Raw genomic sequence first — 18,638 nt, 5'->3', positions numbered from 1 at the left:
TCAAGGACCCGCCTGAATCGCCGCTTCGACATCGGCTCGGGAGAGGCCGTAAGGCAAAGAACACTGCACCATCGCTTCCAGCGAACCGGGGTGCCAAATCACTTTGAGATCCTCTCGCTCAAGCAGCAGCAGGGCCCTCCATTCAGAACGCTCAAGCATCCACTGGCAGGGGTTGTCATCCATGCGAATCGCCCCCAGCTGCTGAAGCCAGGCCTCAAGCGCCCGGAGAGAGTGCTGATTCAGCGGGGTGCTCTCCGGGGGCAGGGCGGCCATCAGTCAGCGAACGCACGGTTGTTCTTTGAGTCTGCTCATCCGCCAACCAGCTGGGTGACACCTGCCAGTCGCGCCCCTGCGCCAGAGCTACCCCCAACCCCAGCACCAGGCTGAGCAGCAGCGCAATGCTCAACAACAACAAGGAAAACCATTCACCGCCTGAAAGCGGTCGGCGTTGACCGATGCCCTGCCAGGCATCTGGGCGGGGTTGGCTCTCCAGAGGCGGTGCCATTGGCACTGCTGGTGAGCCCTGGTTGGGGGGTGATTGACTCTGGCGCAGCAACGCGTCGTAGGACTCCTTGAGCTGCTGGAACGCAATGCTGGCCTGCTCTGGCGGCAGTTGCGTCGTGTCGGGATGAAGGGCCTTGGATTGACGTCGAAAGGCCTGACGCAGTGTTTCAGCGTCGACCCCTGGGCGCACGCCAAGCCGTTCGTGATGGCTGAGGCGGGCTTCGGACACAGGGGACGGCCGGTCCTTCATCCTAAGAAGAGTTGTTGCTCCAGCCATGGCCGCCACAGCGCCTGAACCGGCGTACTGGGACGCACTGGGATGGCAGCCATCGCAAGCGCAGCGCGACCAGCTGATCGCCCTTCAGGGCCAGCTACAGAGCTGGAATCAAAAGGTCAACCTCACACGCCTGGTTGATGGTGATGATTTTTGGGTGGGTCAAGTCTTTGACAGCCTCTGGCCGCTGACGGGAGAACTGCAATCGCCGGAACAGCCGTTGCACTGGATTGATGTGGGCACCGGGGGAGGCTTCCCCGGGCTAGCCATCGCCATTGCCCTGCCCAAGGCACAGGTGACCCTTCTGGATTCAGTTGGGCGCAAGACAGCCGCCGTTGAAGCCATGGCCAACACCCTGGGGCTGGCTGATCGAGTGCGCGTCCGCACCGAACGGATCGAGACCACCGGTCGCGACGGCGCGTTCCGCGGCAGTTTCGATCGAGCCGTGGCCCGGGCCGTGGCGGCAGCCCCTGTGGTAGCCGAATACCTCGTGCCCCTGCTGAACACGGACGGGCAGGCCTTGCTCTATCGCGGCCAGTGGAATGACAGCGATGCCGTGCCGTTCAACAAGGCCCTGCGCCTGCTGCACGCCCGTCTGGTGGAAGTTCAGCACCGGCAGCTCCCCAACGATCGCGGCACACGCCATCTGTTGCGGGTGCAACCGACCGGGCCCTGCCCCCGCAGCTACCCGAGGGCCGTGGGAACGCCGAGCCGTGAACCCCTCGGGACGTAAGTCGACCGTTCAGACGCTCGACAGTCGCATCTGGGATACCCCTTTGAGCCGGTCCTTAAGGCTGAGCAGGATGTCGGGAATTCGCTCGCGCCACGGACTCGCCTGCAGAACGGTTTGTAACTCCTGCGCACTGACCTCCCCATCAAAGGCATCAGCGTTGGCACCGGCGAACCAGTGCCCTCCCGAGCCCAGCAACCGATAACGGGCCTTGGCATAACTCTCGAGATCCCAGGCTTCAAGCAGGTTGTACAGCCAAAGCAACACCGGCAAATTGATGTCCCCCGGCGTCGCATGCCAAGGCGGCAGCCCGACGAACCAGGTGGTCATCCAGTCACGACCTAGCGCGTCATCAGCCGCACGCCGCAGCCGCTGGTCCACCGGGGCAATCAAAGCCGTCGCATCCGGCAGCAATTGCAGCGCCTCCAGGTGAAGGTCAAGATCCTCTGGCCGTACCGCTCCGACACTGATGGTGTGCACCCGCGGATCCTGCAAACAGAACAGATCGTTGAACACGATGGGATGCAGCGGTGCACACAGCTCCAATAGCCGTTGAGACGGCGTGTGCAGATGGCCGCCTTTGTCCGTGGGACTGATGATGAACACCCCCATGTCCTGACGGCGGGCAGCATCCAGGGCTGGACTGTTGTCCTGACGGATGTAATACCAGTGCAGGTTCACATAGTCGAAGGCACCTGAGGCGCAGGCATCAGCGATCAACGCCGTGGGTCCATGGGTTGAAAAGCCCACATAGCCGATCCGTCCATCGGCCTGCCAGCGGCGCACCACCTCCATGCATCCCCCAGGCTGAAGGGTCTGGTCGAGATGCTCCGGCAGGTTGATGCCATGGATGGCCAGCAGATCCAGGCGATCACAACCCAGCCGCTCAAAGCTGAGCTCCAGTTCCGCTTCAAACGCGGCGGGATCTTGCCGGGGAGGCACTTTGCTCTGAAGCAGACGTGAAGGGTCGGGCGTACGCGGCAGGGCCCAACCAAGCTGACGCTCGGAACTGCCGTAATGCCGCGCCGTTTCAACGTGATGAAAGCCCAGATCCACCGCTCGCTTCAGGGTCGTTTCGACCTGGGTCTGGGAGGCGGGAGTGATTTCGTCTGGTGGAAGGTCGGTCCAGCTCTGCTGAAACCGCATTCCACCCAGAGACAACAGGGGAATCTCGAGCTCCGTGCGGCCGAATCGACGGGTGGGCAGCGCCATCAACCCTGAGGACGAGGTTGAAGATTCTGGCGAATCAGGTTCTGCTTCAGCGTTTCAAGCGACTCGAAGGGAACCCAGTGAATGCAATCAACGGGGCAGGTATCGATGGCCTCCTGGATGCATTCGGTGGAGTCACCGTCCTGTCGGATCGCTCTGGAGCGTCCCAGATGCGGCTCAACAACAAAAGTATTGGAAGCCACGTGGGCGCAATAGCGACAGCCAATACATACGGCCTCATCGACCCAGACGGCCTGGTCTCGCATATCTCCGCCAAGCAAGGGCTCGCGCCCTGTTGGTTGCTCCTGCGGCCGAGCGGGGGCTGAAAAGGCGTAAGAAGAAGGATCAGCCAGGTTTCAAGCGTCCCAGCGGGTCACCACGAGTTCAATCGAACCATCCTGTGCCTGGGTCTGTTCTGCGACCTGAAAACCTTCTTTTGAGGTGGCTGCCAAAACCGAGTTCAAGGCGTAGCGCTGGGTGAGCTTGGAAAGAAAGCGTTCTACAGGAATCTGTTGCTTCCAAAGATCTAGATCGGTCACCAGCTCGTAGGACTCAGATGCGCTGTTCCAGCGAAAGCCGATGTCGCCTCCCTCTTGCACTGCGATGGCAAGATCGGCCGTGACGGTCTGACCGCGATAGCCACGCACGGGACGTTCCCCCTGATCAGGGGCATAGCCCATGTCTTCCAAGGCTTTGACCAGAGGCTCAAGCTGACGCAGTTCGGTCTTTACGGTGCTGAAATGCGACATCAGTTCGTATGAGCGGGAAGAATCTGGGACTGGACCTCAGGCTGCAGAAACGCTTCGGAAGTGGACTCCTGACGTTCAACCGTTCCAAGTGCAGCTTCAACTTCTTCAGTGAGCTGCTGGCACGCCTCACCAGCTACCCCCTCGACCCGCTCTTCCACACGACCATCGGGCCGAATGGTGAAACGAATGGTCTTCTGGGGCATCGAAGCGGCGTGATTTGCGCAGCAATCTAGTGGGGGTCACCGCTGATTGTTGCCTTCCTCGTTACATAGCCCTGTTACAGGATGAATCCGTCGTTGATCAACGTCTGCAGACGTTCCAACACCAGCGGATCCTCCAGTTGTTCGAGAGCGGTTCTGGCCTCATCACGCACAGAAATCTCACCGTCGTGGAGCAGAGCACTGACCAGAGCTTCAACGATCTCGGCTTGCCGCGGTTGCACCAGCTGATCGATCAAACGGCCCAAAGCCCAAATGCAGTTGCTGCGCACCACCGCTTCGCTGTCGATGCGCAGGCTTACAAGCAGTTGCCCCGCAGCGGGGTCTGCCTTCACCGGTGAACGGCTGCCGGCCTCAGCCAACGAGCCTGGACACCACAGGCGAACAGCAGCGACATCCGTCTGCAAGGCACGGATGAGCGGATTGAGCACCGGTGCATCCGGAAAATTGCCCAGACTCCAAGCCGCGGCCTTACGGACGTAGGCATTGGCATCCATCTGCAGCAGCTGCAGCAGCGGTTCAACGGCCGGAGGCGATGGATTACGACCCAAGGCGTAGACCGCACTCATCCGCTCCACTGGACAGGAGTTCTGCAGCAGAGGCAGCAGCAAGGCGATCGCCCTGGGATCGCGGTATTCGCAAAACACTTGCAAACCCTGCAAACGTTCTCCGTGTTTGCCCCGCAACCAGACCAGGGCTTGGTCACAGGCCCTAGCAATCTCCAGGGAGGAATCCTGATCGGTGTCGTCGAGCTGGATCGCATCAAGCGGATCCACGTCCTCTTCGGCCGCCAGCTCGCGCGCCAGAAGTTCAGGATCCACGGAAAGGTTGGAGAGCCCCTGGTCCTTCTGTTGGCTGCGATCGTCAGTCATGGATCGATGCTACGGGAGGCATTCCAGGGCTCAACCCATCGAAGCTGGAGCCAGCATGTCACCGGGGAGCCAGATCCGCGCACTCACGGCCACCAACGCCAGCGCGAACAGAAGAACAATGAGAGCCGGCAGAAGGGTGGAACGAAAAAACGACACCGGAACACTGCAACCAAGGCGCCATTCTGCTCAAGACGGCACGGCATCGACACGCCGCCGCAGTTGCCAGATCGAGAGGATCAGTACCGACAGACCAATCCAGCCAGTCCACTGCTGGTGCAACAGAAACCCACCCGTCCCGAGCAAGCCGCCGAACAGCACACCGCAAGCGAGAACGAAGCGACGCAACATCCCAGGTAGGGACTCCATGGGCATGACGCCAAAGCGCTTGCGAAGACGTGCCCAACCAGGTCCCGGAGGGCGAACCGTCCGCACAAACTGCTCCAAGACAGCATCCGATTCCGGAGGCGTGGTCAGCATCACAGCCAACCAGGCCACCGCTGAGAGGCCGGTGATCACCGCAATGCGAACCCCGTAATCCTCAATCCGAACCAGGGGAACCACAGACGTGAACACACCCACAAAAAAGCCGCAAAGCATGGCCGAAAGCTCAGCTGCTGCGTTGACCCGCCACCAGAACCAGCGCAGTACCAGGACCACACCCGGGCCTGAACCGATGGCGATCACCAGGCGGAACACCGCACCGATGCTGTCGCTGATCAGGGCTGTAATCACGCCCAGAACAAGCAGTAGAACAGTGGTGAGTTGCCCGATCAGCAACAGCTCCCGCGGAGTGGCGGAAGGACGAACAAACCGCTGATACAGGTCGTGGGTGAGGTAGCTGGCACCCCAATTCACCGATGTGCTCACGGTGCTCATGAACGCCGCCACCAGCGAGATCACCACCAGGCCGAGCGCCACGGGGGGCAACAATTGCACCGCAAGAGCTGGATAGCCCAGCTCCAGATCAGAGCCGGCCGGCAACAGCACCAGAGCCGCAAGAGCAACCACGATCCAGAGCCAGCTGCGCACGAGGTAATTCACCACAAGGAACACCCACCCCGCCAACCGTGCCTGCTGCTCATCACGGGTGGCCAGCATCCGCTGGATGAACTCGCCCCCCCCATCGCTGCGGCGGAAACTCCACCACTGCACAGCGATATAGGCCGTAAACATCGGGATGCTGATGCCACTGCCCTGCAACCAACTGAAGCCAGACTCATCCCAGGTCCAGGGCACAAGAGACAGCAGCTCAGGCCTCTGCAAGGCCTGCAGTTGCTCCAGAAGAGCCGTCATTCCGCCTGCTGCATGCAGGGCAGCCACGGCCACGGCCAGGGCGCCCGCCAACGCCAGCACAAGCTGGACCAGATCGGTGACCACAACAGCCCAAAGGCCACCGGCAACGGTGTAGCTCATCACGAGCAGGGCCACGACCATCAACAACCAGACCGTGTCTGTGAGCCCCAGCGCAGCTGGTTGACCGGACACCAGGCCCAGGGCTTCCACCACCTTGCGAAGCGCGAGGAAGGCATAACCGATGCCGATGCAGTTGACCGGCACGGCCAGTAGGAAGGCCTTGATGCCTCGCAGCCATGCCGCCGCCGCACCGCCGTAACGCAACTCGGTGAAAGCGGCATCGGTCAGCACGCCACTACGCCGCCAGAGGGGCGCAAACACAACAGCCATAGCCACATGGGCCAAACCAAAACTCCACCACTCCCAGTTCCCAGCCAACCCGCGTGCGCCCACGAGGCCAGCGACGTATAGCGGCGTGTCGATGGAGAAGGTGGTGGCGGCCATCGATGCACCAGCAAGCCAACCGTTGAGACGACGGCCGGCTACGAAATAATCCTCTTCGCCGCTGTTGCGGCGCGAGAGCCACAACCCCAGCATCAGGGTGAGGGCGAGATAGGCACCGAGAAGCAGCCAGTCGATTGCTGTCATTCGAAGACCCTGTTCAGAAGCAGTCTGCTGATGAAAACGCCATCAGCCCACCGTTCTTCCCAACGTTCAGCTCTCTGCGGAGCTCGAGGTCATCTGCTGACGCCGAAGCTGGCCGCAGGCCGCATTCTGGTCAAGCCCGCGGCTAGCCCTAAGGCTGACGGCGACACCACGTCGTTCAAGAACACGACGAAACGCCTCGATCCGCTGCGGCGTCGGCCGCTTGAACTCCTCCTCCTCAATCGGGTTGTAGGCGATGAGGTTCACATGGCTCTGGAAGCCACCAACGCGATCCGCTAGCTCTGCGGCGTGGTGGGGCTGGTCATTGAGTTCACCGAGAAGGATGTATTCGAAACTCACCCGGCGACCGGTCACATCCAGATAGTGACGGCAATCATCAAGAAGAGCTTCGTAGGGATAGGCATGGGCCGTGGGGATGAGCTCCTCGCGCAGCCGCTGGTTGGGCGCATGGAGACTCACAGCAAGGGTGAATTGGGCTCGCCCCAACCTCTGCATGGCCAGTTCCGCAAGTTGCGGCAAGGTCTTCGGAACACCAACAGTGCTGACGGTGATGCGCCGTTGGCCGATGCCGAGATCATCATTGAGGCAGCGAATCGATTCCAGAACAGCCTCACTGTTCAGAAGAGGCTCACCCATACCCATAAAGACGATGTGGGAAGGACGTCGTTCCATCGCCTCACGCACACTCAGCACCTGATCCACGATTTCGTGGGTCAGGAGCGAACGCTGCAGCCCCCCTTTTCCGGTGGCACAGAAGCGGCAGGCCATGGGACAACCCACCTGGCTGGACACACAGACCGTGAGCCGCTGGTCGGTGGGAATGCCCACGGTTTCAATGGTCTCGCCGTCTTCTGTGGAAAGCAGCAGCTTGGTGGTGGCATCGGTTGCCACTGAACGATGCACTTCCTTCAGGCGACCGACATCAATGCCGTCCTCGAGCAGGGCGGCACGCCAGGTCTTGGGGAAGACCGTGATGTCTGCCAAGGAACGGGCACCCTTGGCATAAATCCAATCGTGGAGCTGACGGCCGCGGAACGGTTTCTGCCCCTGGGCAACCGCCCAGTCCTGCAGCTCGGCCGCACTGCGACCCAGCAGAGCCTGGCTCACCAGATCAGCAAACCATGGCCCAGCTTGATCTCCACCGCCATCAGGGCGATGAAGCCAAGCATGGCCAAGCGTCCGTTCAGCCTCTCGGTATGGGTGTGGAACCCATACCGGGGCAGGCGTCTCGTGGGGATCTCAGTCGGCTCAAGCATGGAAGGGTCTGCAACGGTGAACAATTGAGCGGAGCTCATTCGTCAGAGAGCAGGCCTTCCTCCTGAAGACCTTCAACGGCTTCAGCATCAACCACCTGCTCTTCCTTCAGCTCATTGTCGGCGTCCGGACGGGTGAACGCGGCGAAATTGCTCGCCGAGGGGTCGATGTTGTGGCGGGTGCGGGTGGCCTCAAGGTCGGCATCGCTTGGGTCATCCAGCACAGCACTGGCACTAGCCGCAGGAGGCATATCAACGGTGTAGTCGGGACGCAGGTTCTGCATGCGGCGGTAACCAGCGGGGTCCTCCGACAGGATGTCGGGGTGGGGACCGGCCTCTTTCTGCAGCTCCTCTTCGAAACCACTGAAGCCTGTACCGGCAGGGATCAAGCGACCGATGATCACGTTCTCCTTGAGACCGCGCAGCCAGTCGCTCTTGCCTTCGATGGCGGCTTCCGTCAGCACCCGGGTCGTCTCCTGGAAGGAGGCGGCGGAGATGAAGCTGTCGGTGTTGAGCGACGCCTTAGTGATACCCAGCAGAACCGGCGTGAATTCGGCGGGAGCACCGCCCGTGATCGCCATTGCCTGGTTGGTGTCCTCCACCTGACGCAGTTCGATCAATTCACCCGGCAACAGGGTGGTGTCACCGGCATCCTCCACCCGCACCTTGCTGGTCATCTGACGCACAATCACTTCGATGTGCTTGTCGTCGATCGACACGCCCTGAGACTTGTAAACGTTCTGAACCTCAGTCACCAGGCGGTGCTGCAGGTTGGCGATCGCCTCCTGGGCGGCCTCCATCAGAGGCTTACGGCTGCGCAGATCCTCGAAATAGCACTCGAGAAGCTCGTGCGGGTTGATCGGGCCATCCGTCAGGAGTTCAGCAGCCGTGACCTGCTGACCATCGCTCACCATGATGTTGCGGCCGAGCAGGATCGGATATTCAGCGATGGCGTCATCGGATTCGATCACATTGACGACGAGGGAATCGTCGTCTTCACCCTGCTTGATCTCAACAGTTCCGGGTTTCTTGCAGAGAATCGCGGATTCGCGGGGGCGACGGGCCTCTAGCAATTCTTCGATTCGGGGCAGACCCTGAACGATGTCACCTGTCTTCTGCCGCTCAAACACCAGCAGGGCCAGACCATCACCCCGTTGCACCAGGTCGCCATCGCGCACGTGCAGGACGGAGTCCGGCGACACCATGTAGGGGCGTCCCAGACGCAGGGTGACGCTGTTACCGGAGACAGCCTCGATCTCACCGCAGCAGCTGGCAGTTTCCCCATCAGCGAGGGGGTCGCCGTCGACAATCCGCTGGCCGACGCTCACCACCGGCTTGCCGGAGGTGCTGAGGGTGGTGGTGTCTTCGGGGCGCTCGACGATCATCCGACGCACCGGGTCGGCTTCCGTCGCTTCTGGCAACTGCGCCAGACCAGCCTGTTTGCAAAGGATTTGAGTGGTGGCAACAACATCGCCAGCCTTGACGGAGATACCGTCCTCGACCTGCAGCTCAGTGTGGGTCGAACCGTGGCTGGAGTCAGACATGGTGTCGCGACGCACAAGGATCGACTCCAAGATCACGAGTCGCAGACGGGAAATGGTCTTGGCACGCTTGTCGGGAGCCTTCTCCACATCCACCGTCATCTGAGGGGTGGTGTCGAAGGTCTCCAGAAGCAGCTGCGTCTTCAGCAGCTCCACACCCTCGACTGACTTGACCAGCTCGTTGTCCTTGAAGGCCAGACGCTGGGTGGCCTTGATACCGAGGTGAGGGCCATTGGCCTGCTTCACATGAGACAGCTCAGGCAGCTGGGCCTCATTGGGGATGGTGTATTCCTCAACCGGACGCAGCAGCAGGCCTTTTCCTTCAGGGGTCTCGACCGTCTGCACATACTTCATGGCATCAACGGATAGCCCTTTGGCAACGTCCTCGCCGGGGTTGACCATCTGGCCATCGCCCTCGAAACGCTCCAACGCCTTGGCATCTGTGCAGAGGTGGAACTCACCACTGCGGACGATGATTTCGCGCAGGATGTCGTTCTTCTGGGTAACAGTGACGATGCCGGCGGTCTGACTAAAGATGTCTTTGACAACCTCGGTGCCGGCCTCGATCCACTGACCGTCGGTGATCATCAACAGGGAGATGTCCTTGTTGATCTCGTGGGTTTCCTGGGGGATCCACAGCAGGGTGCCGCCCTTGTTGACTTCGTAGCCGTTCTTGGCGGAACGGGCCTTCTTGATCGCCAGACCGGGTGCGAACTTCACCAGGCCACCGGTGCCGGTGCGGAAGCGATCATCCGCCAGTTCGGCAATGACCTCACCGGAACCGATCTTGCTGCCGGGGATGGTGTTGAGGCGATATCGGGTGCCGTCCTTGGCCTCGAGATTCCAGATCTCACCGGAATGGGTGGACTCCTCAAGCAGCTTGAAGTCCTTGAGGGTCATCGCCGTGGTGACGATCTGCACCTCGCGGGAATCACCGATGGAATCGCGCAGGCGCACTTCACCGCCGTACTCACTGCGCTGGCTTGCCTCAGCCAGGACTTGCCCCTCGGTGACTTGGGTCTCACCACCAACGACGGGCTGTGCGTTGGGCGGCAGGTTATAAACATCGCCCGAAAGCACCCACATCCGGCCGAGGCGCTGAGCCTTCAGGGTGATGTTGCCCTGGCGGTCGGTGACTTCGCGTGGCTGAATCGCCTCCTCGTAGCGGACCTGGCCGGCCAGATCGCAGATCACATCCTTGGTGGCCTTCTCAACACTCTTCTTGACCGCACCAGCAGCGATCTGAGCCACCGTCACGTCGGCATCAATGTCGGCACCGTTATCGACGAACAGCAAGGAGCCGTTGGTGATCTCGATCTTCTGCGCCTTTCCTTTCCCGGCAGGCTTGATCGTGAGATTGAAGTCAACCTCAGCCTGCTGGGCGTTCACACCATGGGGCGTGCGGTAAGGACGCACCCGCGCCTTACTGCCGAACTCAACGGTGCCCGCAGCTTTGGAGCGGACCACACCGGTTTCAGCCGTGGAAACACCACCGGTGTGGAAGGTCCGCATGGTGAGCTGGGTTCCAGGCTCACCGATCGACTGGGCAGCGATGATGCCGACGGCTTCACCCAGATCGACCAGTTCGTTGTGGGCCAGTGCCCAGCCGTAACACTTGCGGCAGACAGAACGGTTGGCTTCGCAGGTGAGCGGCGAGCGCACACTCACCGCGTTCACCCCAGCTGCCTCAAAGGCTTTGGACAGAGGCGGATCGATTTCGGTGTCGCGCTCAGCAAGCACTTCGCCATCCGCGTTCACCACCTGGGCGGCCGTCAGGCGACCCACAAGCCGGCTGCGGAATTTGCCACCCTCGGCCTCCACCACGATGTGGCGGGTGGTTCCGCAGTCGTCCTCACGGACGATCACATCCTGGGCAACGTCCACCAATCGACGGGTGAGGTAACCGGAGTCAGCGGTACGAAGCGCTGTATCCACCAGACCCTTACGGGCGCCGTAAGAGGAGATGACGTATTCGGTAACCGTCAGACCCTCACGAAAGTTGGTGCGGATCGGAAGGTCAATAATTTCGCCCTGCGGGTTGGCCATGAGACCGCGCATGCCCACCAGCTGACGCACCTGGGACATGTTTCCCCGCGCGCCGGAGTTGGCCATCATCCACACCGAGTTGAGTGGTGCGTTCTCGTCAAAGTTCTTTTTGACGGCATCGACCAGACGCTCGTTGGTCTCGGTCCAGGTGTCGATCACCTTGGTGTGACGTTCAACCTCGGTGATTTCACCCAAGCGATAACGCTCTTCGGTGGCCGTGATCTGTTCCTCGGCCTGGCCCAGCAGATCCTTCTTCGCCTCGGGCACCTTCAGGTCGTCGACGGAGATCGAGACGGCAGCTTGGGTGGCGTACTTAAAGCCGAGATCCTTGAGGTTGTCGGCCATGGACGAGGTCACCGCCGTGCCGTGGTTCTTGTAGGACCAGGCAACGAGCTGTTTAAGGGCCCGCTTGTCGATGACCTGGTTGCGGAACGGGGGCGGGGTCTTCGAGAGCGGACGGGATGCGCTCACAGGAGCCTGCTTGGCGGCCTTGGAGGCTTTGGAGGCTTTGGAGGCTTTGCTGGATTTGGACTTGCGGGATTTCGAGGAAGAGGTCATGGCTGCGCGCAGATCAGGAAAGGGAGGAAAGGGCGTCTGTTTTGATTCAGCCGGCGGCCACCGCGTCGATGATCGTGTGATTCATCACCACGCGGCCCACGGTGGTGAGGATGTAGCGACTAATCAGGGCACCGTCTTCATCGAAACGGTCGCGGCGGAAGCTCCACTGTTCAATGCGCGTGCCGTCACTGAGTGATTCGCTCTTGATGGGTGCATCCAGCTCGTCATCGTCTTGGACCTCGCCGTTGAAGCGAACCCAAACCCAATCGTGTAGACCGACGCGAGTGTCCTCGAAGGCGTGGATGACATCCTCCAGGCCCGCAAAGGTGCAGCTGCGGTCTCCGAATTCTGGCTTGGTCGCATCGGGCTGAAGCGCCGTCAGGTAGTAAGAGCCCAACACCATGTCCTGAGACGGAGTGATGATCGGCTCGCCTGTTGCAGGCGAAAGGATGTTGTTGCTGGCCAGCATCAGCATGCGGGCTTCGGTCTGAGCCTCGATGGCCAGGGGCACGTGAACAGCCATCTGGTCGCCGTCAAAGTCAGCGTTAAAGGCTGGGCAGACCAGGGGATGGAGCTGTATGGCACGTCCATCCACCAACTTGGGTTCGAAGGCCTGAATACCGAGACGGTGCAGGGTTGGAGCACGGTTCAACAGGATCGGGTGACCGTCGATCACCTCCTGCAACACCTGCATCACTTCATCATCGGCACGCTGAATCAGCTTTTTGGCCGCCTTGATGTTGTTGACGATGTTCTGGCGGATCAGGCGGTGGATAACGAACGGCTGGAACAGCTCAATCGCCATCTCCTTTGGGAGACCGCACTGGTGCATCTTGAGCTTGGGACCCACCACGATCACGGAACGACCGGAGTAATCGACCCGCTTACCCAACAGGTTCTGACGGAAGCGGCCCTGCTTACCTTCGATGATGTCGCTCAATGACTTGAGCGGCCGGTTGTTGGCACCCACAACGGTGCGCCCGCGACGGCCGTTATCGATGAGAGCGTCGACGGCCTCCTGCAACATCCGCTTTTCGTTGCGGACGATGATTTCGGGAGCCAGTATTTCCTGCAACCGAGCCAGGCGGTTGTTGCGGTTAATCACCCGCCGGTAGAGATCGTTGAGATCACTGGTGGCAAAGCGTCCACCATCGAGCTGCACCATCGGGCGCAGGTCAGGCGGAATCACTGGAATCACATCCAGCACCATCCACTCAGGACGGGCACTGGTAGCGATGAAGTTGTCGATCACGCGCAGACGCTTGATCAACTTGGCGCGCTTCTGGCCCTTGCTGCCGTTAATCTCCTCACGCAGCTGCTCAGCAACCTCATCGAGGGTGAGATCTTCGAGTAGTTGCTTGAGAGCCTCGGCACCGATGCCCACCACCGGTTCGTTCTCGATCTCGGAATCTTCGGCGTAGATCTCGTCTTCAATTTCCAGCCACTCGTCTTCGGTCAGCAGCTGCTTGTACTTCAGATCCTTGTGATCGCCGGGATCCAGCACCACATAGCAGTTGAAGTAGACGATCTGCTCAACATCCGGCAGGGGCATGTCCAGCAGGATGGCCACGTAGCTGGGAATCCCCTTCAGATACCAGACGTGGGAGACAGGAGCCGCCAGCTTGATGAAACCCATGCGGTGACGACGCACGCGGCTCTCAGTGACCTCCACACCGCAGCGCTCACAAACGATGCCCCGGTGACGCACCCGCTTGTACTTCCCGCAGTGGCACTCCCAGTCTTTGGAAGGGCCGAAGATCTTTTCACAGAACAGCCCGTCCATCTCAGGCTTGAGGGTGCGGTAGTTGATGGTCTCCGGCTTGGTGACCTCACCGACAACCTGGCCGTTGGGCAGGGTGCGCTGTCCCCACTCCATCACCCGGTCGGGTGAGGCGAGGGTGATCTTGACGTAATCGAAGTGGTTCTCGGTGCGGAGGTTGCTGTTGGTCATTGACGGTTAAGGAAGAAGGAGCGGGGAATCGGTTCGTTCGTTGATCCGTCAGTCCTCGTCGTAATCCGCGACGCCGAGGGATTCGTAGGTGGGCCTGCTGGGGGTGCTGCGACGCGGGTTCACGTCCTGCATCAGATCCACTTCCTTGCCTTCATCGGTATAGACGGCGATGTCCAGACCAAGAGACTGAAGCTCGCGCATCAGCACCTTGAAGGATTCCGGCGTACCTGGGCGGGGGATCGGCTTGCCCTTGACGATTGCGTTGAGGGCCTCATTGCGGCCTTGCATGTCATCCGACTTGACCGTGAGCAGTTCCTGCAGGGTGTAGGCGGCGCCATAGGCCTCAAGTGCCCAAACTTCCATCTCACCAAGACGCTGACCGCCTTGCTGTGCTTTACCACCCAGAGGCTGCTGGGTGACCAAGGAGTAGGGGCCGGTGGAACGAGCGTGGATCTTGTCGTCCACCAGGTGGACCAGCTTGAGGAAGTGGGAATAGCCCACGGCCACGGGCTGGTCGAAGGGCAGACCAGTGCGCCCATCACGCAGCTGGAGCTTGCCAGGATCTGCGGGGTCGTACACCCAACCCTTGCCGGGCTGCTTGGCGGCTTCCTTAAGGAAGGTCTCCACAGTCTGCTGAGACTTTTCAGCCCCATACATCTCATCGAAGGGAACGATACGTACGCGGCAGTCCAAGTTGGACGCCGCCCAACCCATCAGCAGCTCAAACACCTGACCGACATTCATCCGGCTCGGTACACCCAGGGGGTTGAGCACGATGTCGACAGGGGTGCCGTCGGGGAGATATGGCATGTCCTCCCGGGGAAGGATGCGGCTGATGATGCCCTTGTTGCCATGGCGGCCGGCCATCTTGTCACCGACCTGGATCTTGCGGCGCTGAGCGACATAAACCCTGACCACCATGTTGGCGCCAGGCGGCAGCTCATCACCCTGTTCACGGGTGTAGATGCGCACATCCACAACGCGGCCGCGCTCGGTGCCAGGCACGCGCAGGGAGTTATCGCGAACATCACGAGCCTTCTCACCGAAGATCGCGCGGAGCAGCTTCTCCTCCGGCGGCTGATCGGATTCGCCCTTGGGCGTCACCTTGCCCACCAGGATGTCGCCGCTTTCGACGAAAGCACCCACGCGAATGATGCCCATCTCGTCGAGGTTGCCGAGGCTTTCCTCAGCGACGTTGGGAATCTCTCGGGTGATCTCCTCGGGACCGAGCTTGGTCTGCCGCGCTTCGATCTCGTACTTCTCGATGTGCACCGAGGTGTAGAGGTCGTCGGTAACCAGACGTTCGCTGACCAGCAGCGCGTCCTCGTAGTTGTAGCCCTCCCAAGGCATGTATGCGATCAGAACATTCTGTCCGAGGGCGATCTCACCACCTTCACAGGCCGAGCCATCCGCCATCACCTGGCCGACGATCACGGGATCGCCACATCGGACGATCGGACGCTGGTTCAGACAGGTGTCCTGGTTGGAGCGCTGGTACTTCTGCAAGAAGTGGGTGTGCTCATTGCCGTCCTCGTCCTGAACAACGATCGCGTTGGCATCCACATAAGTGACGGTGCCATTCACCCGGGAGATCGGCACCATGCCGGAGTCGCGGGCCACCTGGGTCTCGAGACCGGTGCCCACCAGAGCACGCTCGGGGCGCAGCAGCGGCACAGCCTGACGCTGCATGTTGGAGCCCATCAGGGCCCGGTTGGCGTCGTCGTGCTCCAGGAAGGGGATCAGGGAGGTTGCCACGGAGATCACCTGAACCGGCGATAGGGCGACGTAGTCGACCTGCTCGGGGGGGACCTTCTCAAAATCCTGGCGATAGCGCACAGGAATCAGATCCGCCGTGATCCGACCGTCGCCCTCGGTGGCCACGTCACCCGGGGCAACGCGCACTTCGTCTTCACGGTCTGCGGACAGATAGATCGGGTCACCTTCCTTGATGACGACACCGTTCTCCACCTTCCAGAACGGGGTTTCGATGAAGCCGTATTCGTTGACCCTGGCATGGGTCGCTAGGGAGTTGATCAGACCGGCATTGGGACCTTCCGGAGTCTCAATCGGACAGAGGCGGCCGTAGTGGGAGGGGTGAATATCGCGGACGGCAAAGCCAGCACGCTCACGGGTGAGACCTCCAGGTCCCAGGGCCGAGATACGGCGCTTGTGTGTCAGCTCAGCCAGAGGGTTGGTCTGATCCATGAACTGGCTCAGCTGGCTGGAGCCAAAGAACTCCTTGATCGCCGCCACCAGAGGTTTGGGATTCACCAACTGAGCCGGAGTCAGCGAATCGGTTTCACCGACGGTCATCCGTTCCTTGATGATCCGCTCCAGGCGGTTCAGACCAACCCGAACCTGGTTTTGCAGCAGTTCACCGACAGAACGCACCCTGCGGTTACCGAGGTGGTCAATGTCATCGAGGGTGGCGCCGCCGACATCCAGCTCCAAATTGATCAAGTAATCAAGGGTGGAGAGCACGTCCTCATGGGTGAGGGTGCGCACCGTGTCGGGGATGGTGAGGCGCAGCTTTTTGTTGATCTTGTAGCGACCGACCCTGCCGAGGTCGTAACGCTTTGGATCAAAGAAACGGGTCTGCAGTAACTGCTGACCGCCGCTCACCGAGGGGGGTTCACCCGGACGAAGTTTCTTGTAGAGCTCGAGCAGCGCCTGGTCTTCCGAACTGATGCCCTCGTCATTAGCGGCATCAATCGACTTCTTATAGAACTCGGGATGACGCAGCTTGTCGAGCACGTCGTTGTCGGACAGACCCATGGCACGCATGAGCACGTGCGCATTGATCTTGCGGGTCTTGTCCACACGGACGTGCAGCAAGTCGTTCTTATCGGTCTCAAACTTCAGCCAGGCTCCCCGGTTAGGGATGACGCTGGCGTTGTATGTGCGCCGACCGTTCTTGTCCATTTCATCCTTGAAATAGACACCGGGGCTCCGCACGATCTGATTCACGATCACGCGCTCAGCACCGTTGATGATGAACGTGCCTCGCTCGGTCATCAGCGGCAGTTCGCCGATAAAGACCTCCTGCTCTTTAATCTCACCGGTCTCCTTGTTGACCAGACGGCAGGTGACATACATCTGCGAGGCAAAGGTCGCATCGCGACGCTTCGCCTCTTCCACATCGTGGCGGGGGCGCTTCAGGCGGTACTCGCTACCGATGAAGTGCAGCTCCAGCTTGCCGGTGTAATCCGTAATCGGAGAGAAGCTTTCCAGCTCCTCAATCAGACCTTGATCCAAAAACCACTTAAAGCTGGCCCGCTGCACCTCCACCAGATCAGGGAGGTAGGTGGCGGTCTTGGCGACCTGAATCGCGCTGCTGCTCATGCGGGGACCGGCAGAGAGGACGAAGGGACTGAGAAGGTCTGGATTGGCGGCAAAAGCTCACCCGACAGGACGATTCTCCACAACAGCGGCACCGACGGTTTCCAGGAAGGAGCCGACAGAGCCGCTGCTGCTGTTCAGAAATCGCGGGTCAGATCAGCTGACGACGACAAGTGCACCGGAAGGAAATGGACGCTTCAGGCACCACACACAAGAACGAATCCCGCGCATGGCCAGGCCAATACAACATCTTACATATGGAGTCGACACTCTTGGAAGAGCAGTTAAGGGAGTCCAAACAATCGTCGGGCGTTGGCGGTGCTGCTGCTAGCCACGCTCTCGAGATCCACACCCCGCAGCTCAGCCACACGCGTCGCTACAGAGGCCACAAAGGCGGGCTCATTGCGCTTGCCGCGACGAGGTACGGGAGCCAAGAAGGGGCAATCGGTTTCCACCAAAAAACGATCCTCAGGCACCTGACGGGCGCAGTCGTGGGTGGGCTCAGCCTTAGAAAAGGTCACGGTGCCACTGAAGCTGATGTACATACCCAGCTCCAGGAACTGCTGCATTTCATCGGGAGTGCCGCCCCAGCAATGCATGACCCCCGCGGGACAACGACCCTCCGCCTGACGGGCCCGAAGTTCAACCAGCATCGGCTCGGCGGCATCACGGCAGTGAATGATCACTGGCAGGTTCAGCTCCACCGCCAGATCCAGCTGCGGACGCAGCACAGCAAGCTGATCCTCAAGGTTCTTCTCGCGAAAGAGATCGAGCCCGAGTTCACCGATCGCGACCACCCGGTCATCCTCCAGGGCCGCCCGACGCAGCACCGCCACCGTGTCATCAGCCCAATGTTGAGTGTCCAAAGGATGGACGCCGACGGAATACCGCATTTCGGGAAATCGATCAGCCAATGCCCGGATCGCGGGAATTTCGGAGGGCTCCACGCAGGCATGCAACAAGGCGGCTACACCGGCCTCTCGCCAGCGTGAGGCCACGTCGTCGAGGTCCTCGTCAAAATTGCGAAAGACGATGTGACAGTGACTGTCGATCAGCGTCGGGATGGGAGACACAGCTGGGCCGAAACGCGCTTTCGGCCCATTCTGCCCGCTTAAACCGGATCAGCTGGCGGGCTCGAGCACCTTGCGCACCGCTGCACTGAGACGGGACTTCTGGTTGGCGCCATTGTTGCGGTGCAGGACACCGACCTTCACCGCCTTGTCGATCTTGCTGAAGGCGGCACGCATCGAGCTCTGCACCGTCGTCTTGGCTTCGTCGCCAGGCGTTGCGCTGTAAGCGTCACAGGCGGTGAAGCAACGCTTCATCAACGTGCGCAGGGACGACTTGTAGGTGCGATTGCGAAGACGGTTGCGCTCAGCAATCTCAATCCGCTTCTTGGCTGACTTGTTATTGGCCACTGAGGCTTAAACGTTGC

At 60.6% G+C, this 18,638-nt stretch carries 17 protein-coding genes; 1 reads left to right on the top strand and 16 read right to left on the bottom strand.

What is annotated here, in order from left to right; genetic code table 11:
- Together DXY30_RS02685 and DXY30_RS02680 are read right to left on the bottom strand one after the other, a co-directional pair.
- On the bottom strand, positions 1-273 hold the full coding sequence (locus DXY30_RS02685; protein ID WP_226423728.1) for a DUF3143 domain-containing protein: 273 nt from the start codon (positions 271-273) through the stop codon (positions 1-3).
- Positions 215-754, bottom strand: a complete 540-nt coding sequence (locus DXY30_RS02680) for a J domain-containing protein (protein WP_115093249.1) — start codon at positions 752-754, stop codon at positions 215-217. The genes DXY30_RS02685 and DXY30_RS02680 overlap by 59 nt, the downstream gene beginning before the upstream one ends.
- A 25-nt stretch (positions 755-779) precedes the next feature.
- On the opposite strand from DXY30_RS02680, the gene rsmG reads away from it, so the two are divergent.
- Positions 780-1,511 (top strand): 16S rRNA (guanine(527)-N(7))-methyltransferase RsmG, encoded by a 732-nt coding sequence (gene rsmG, locus DXY30_RS02675; RefSeq protein WP_115093248.1) that lies wholly within the window; start codon positions 780-782, stop codon positions 1,509-1,511.
- A 9-nt stretch (positions 1,512-1,520) separates the two neighbouring features.
- Here the strand turns inward: rsmG and DXY30_RS02670 are convergent, their stop codons facing one another.
- The 14 genes from DXY30_RS02670 to rpsT form a co-directional block, all read right to left on the bottom strand.
- On the bottom strand, positions 1,521-2,720 hold the full coding sequence (locus DXY30_RS02670) for an aldo/keto reductase (protein WP_115093247.1): 1,200 nt from the start codon (positions 2,718-2,720) through the stop codon (positions 1,521-1,523).
- On the bottom strand, positions 2,720-3,070 hold the full coding sequence (locus tag DXY30_RS02665) for a ferredoxin (protein WP_226398724.1): 351 nt from the start codon (positions 3,068-3,070) through the stop codon (positions 2,720-2,722). Before DXY30_RS02665 ends, DXY30_RS02670 begins: the two co-directional genes overlap by 1 nt.
- A gap of 3 nt (positions 3,071-3,073) precedes the next feature.
- Positions 3,074-3,466 carry a DUF1257 domain-containing protein gene (locus DXY30_RS02660; protein ID WP_115093245.1) on the bottom strand — a complete coding sequence of 131 codons (393 nt, stop codon included), beginning with the start codon at positions 3,464-3,466 and terminating at the stop codon, positions 3,074-3,076.
- Positions 3,466-3,669 (bottom strand): DUF2997 domain-containing protein, encoded by a 204-nt coding sequence (locus tag DXY30_RS02655; protein ID WP_115022223.1) that lies wholly within the window; start codon positions 3,667-3,669, stop codon positions 3,466-3,468. Before DXY30_RS02655 ends, DXY30_RS02660 begins: the two co-directional genes overlap by 1 nt.
- 74 nt (positions 3,670-3,743) lie before the next feature.
- Entirely contained in the window at positions 3,744-4,556 is an 813-nt protein-coding gene (locus DXY30_RS02650; RefSeq protein ID WP_115093244.1) for a HEAT repeat domain-containing protein, read from the bottom strand.
- A gap of 30 nt (positions 4,557-4,586) precedes the next feature.
- A complete protein-coding gene (locus DXY30_RS14520; RefSeq protein ID WP_256359539.1) occupies positions 4,587-4,712 on the bottom strand; it encodes a hypothetical protein in 126 nt (41 codons plus the stop codon).
- A gap of 30 nt (positions 4,713-4,742) precedes the next feature.
- The gene (locus tag DXY30_RS02645; protein WP_115093243.1) at positions 4,743-6,497 is read right to left on the bottom strand and encodes a sodium:solute symporter family protein; all 1,755 of its coding nucleotides are present in this window, start codon (positions 6,495-6,497) and stop codon (positions 4,743-4,745) included.
- Between the two features lie 66 nt (positions 6,498-6,563).
- Positions 6,564-7,622 (bottom strand): 23S rRNA (adenine(2503)-C(2))-methyltransferase RlmN, encoded by a 1,059-nt coding sequence (rlmN, locus tag DXY30_RS02640; protein ID WP_115022229.1) that lies wholly within the window; start codon positions 7,620-7,622, stop codon positions 6,564-6,566.
- Entirely contained in the window at positions 7,619-7,771 is a 153-nt protein-coding gene (locus tag DXY30_RS02635; RefSeq protein ID WP_115093315.1) for a high light inducible protein, read from the bottom strand. Before DXY30_RS02635 ends, rlmN begins: the two co-directional genes overlap by 4 nt.
- 35 nt (positions 7,772-7,806) lie before the next feature.
- Positions 7,807-11,913, bottom strand: a complete 4,107-nt coding sequence (locus DXY30_RS02630) for a DNA-directed RNA polymerase subunit beta' (protein ID WP_115093242.1) — start codon at positions 11,911-11,913, stop codon at positions 7,807-7,809.
- 46 nt (positions 11,914-11,959) lie between these two features.
- Positions 11,960-13,864: a DNA-directed RNA polymerase subunit gamma gene (locus tag DXY30_RS02625; protein ID WP_115093241.1), complete on the bottom strand. Its 1,905-nt coding sequence runs from the start codon at positions 13,862-13,864 to the stop codon at positions 11,960-11,962.
- Between the two features lie 48 nt (positions 13,865-13,912).
- Positions 13,913-17,206 carry a DNA-directed RNA polymerase subunit beta gene (gene rpoB / locus DXY30_RS02620; protein ID WP_115022234.1) on the bottom strand — a complete coding sequence of 1,098 codons (3,294 nt, stop codon included), beginning with the start codon at positions 17,204-17,206 and terminating at the stop codon, positions 13,913-13,915.
- A 281-nt stretch (positions 17,207-17,487) separates the two neighbouring features.
- Complete coding sequence (locus DXY30_RS02615; RefSeq protein ID WP_115093240.1) at positions 17,488-18,276, bottom strand: TatD family hydrolase; 789 nt, start codon at positions 18,274-18,276, stop codon at positions 17,488-17,490.
- 48 nt (positions 18,277-18,324) lie between these two features.
- Complete coding sequence (gene rpsT, locus DXY30_RS02610; RefSeq protein ID WP_115022238.1) at positions 18,325-18,621, bottom strand: 30S ribosomal protein S20; 297 nt, start codon at positions 18,619-18,621, stop codon at positions 18,325-18,327.
- Positions 18,622-18,638 lie beyond the last annotated feature (17 nt).

This window comes from Synechococcus sp. UW106 (assembly GCF_900474015.1).
In the GTDB taxonomy this organism is placed as follows: domain Bacteria; phylum Cyanobacteriota; class Cyanobacteriia; order PCC-6307; family Cyanobiaceae; genus Parasynechococcus.
Note: the sequence above shows the minus strand (reverse complement) of the source record. Positions and strands in the feature narration are given on the sequence as shown.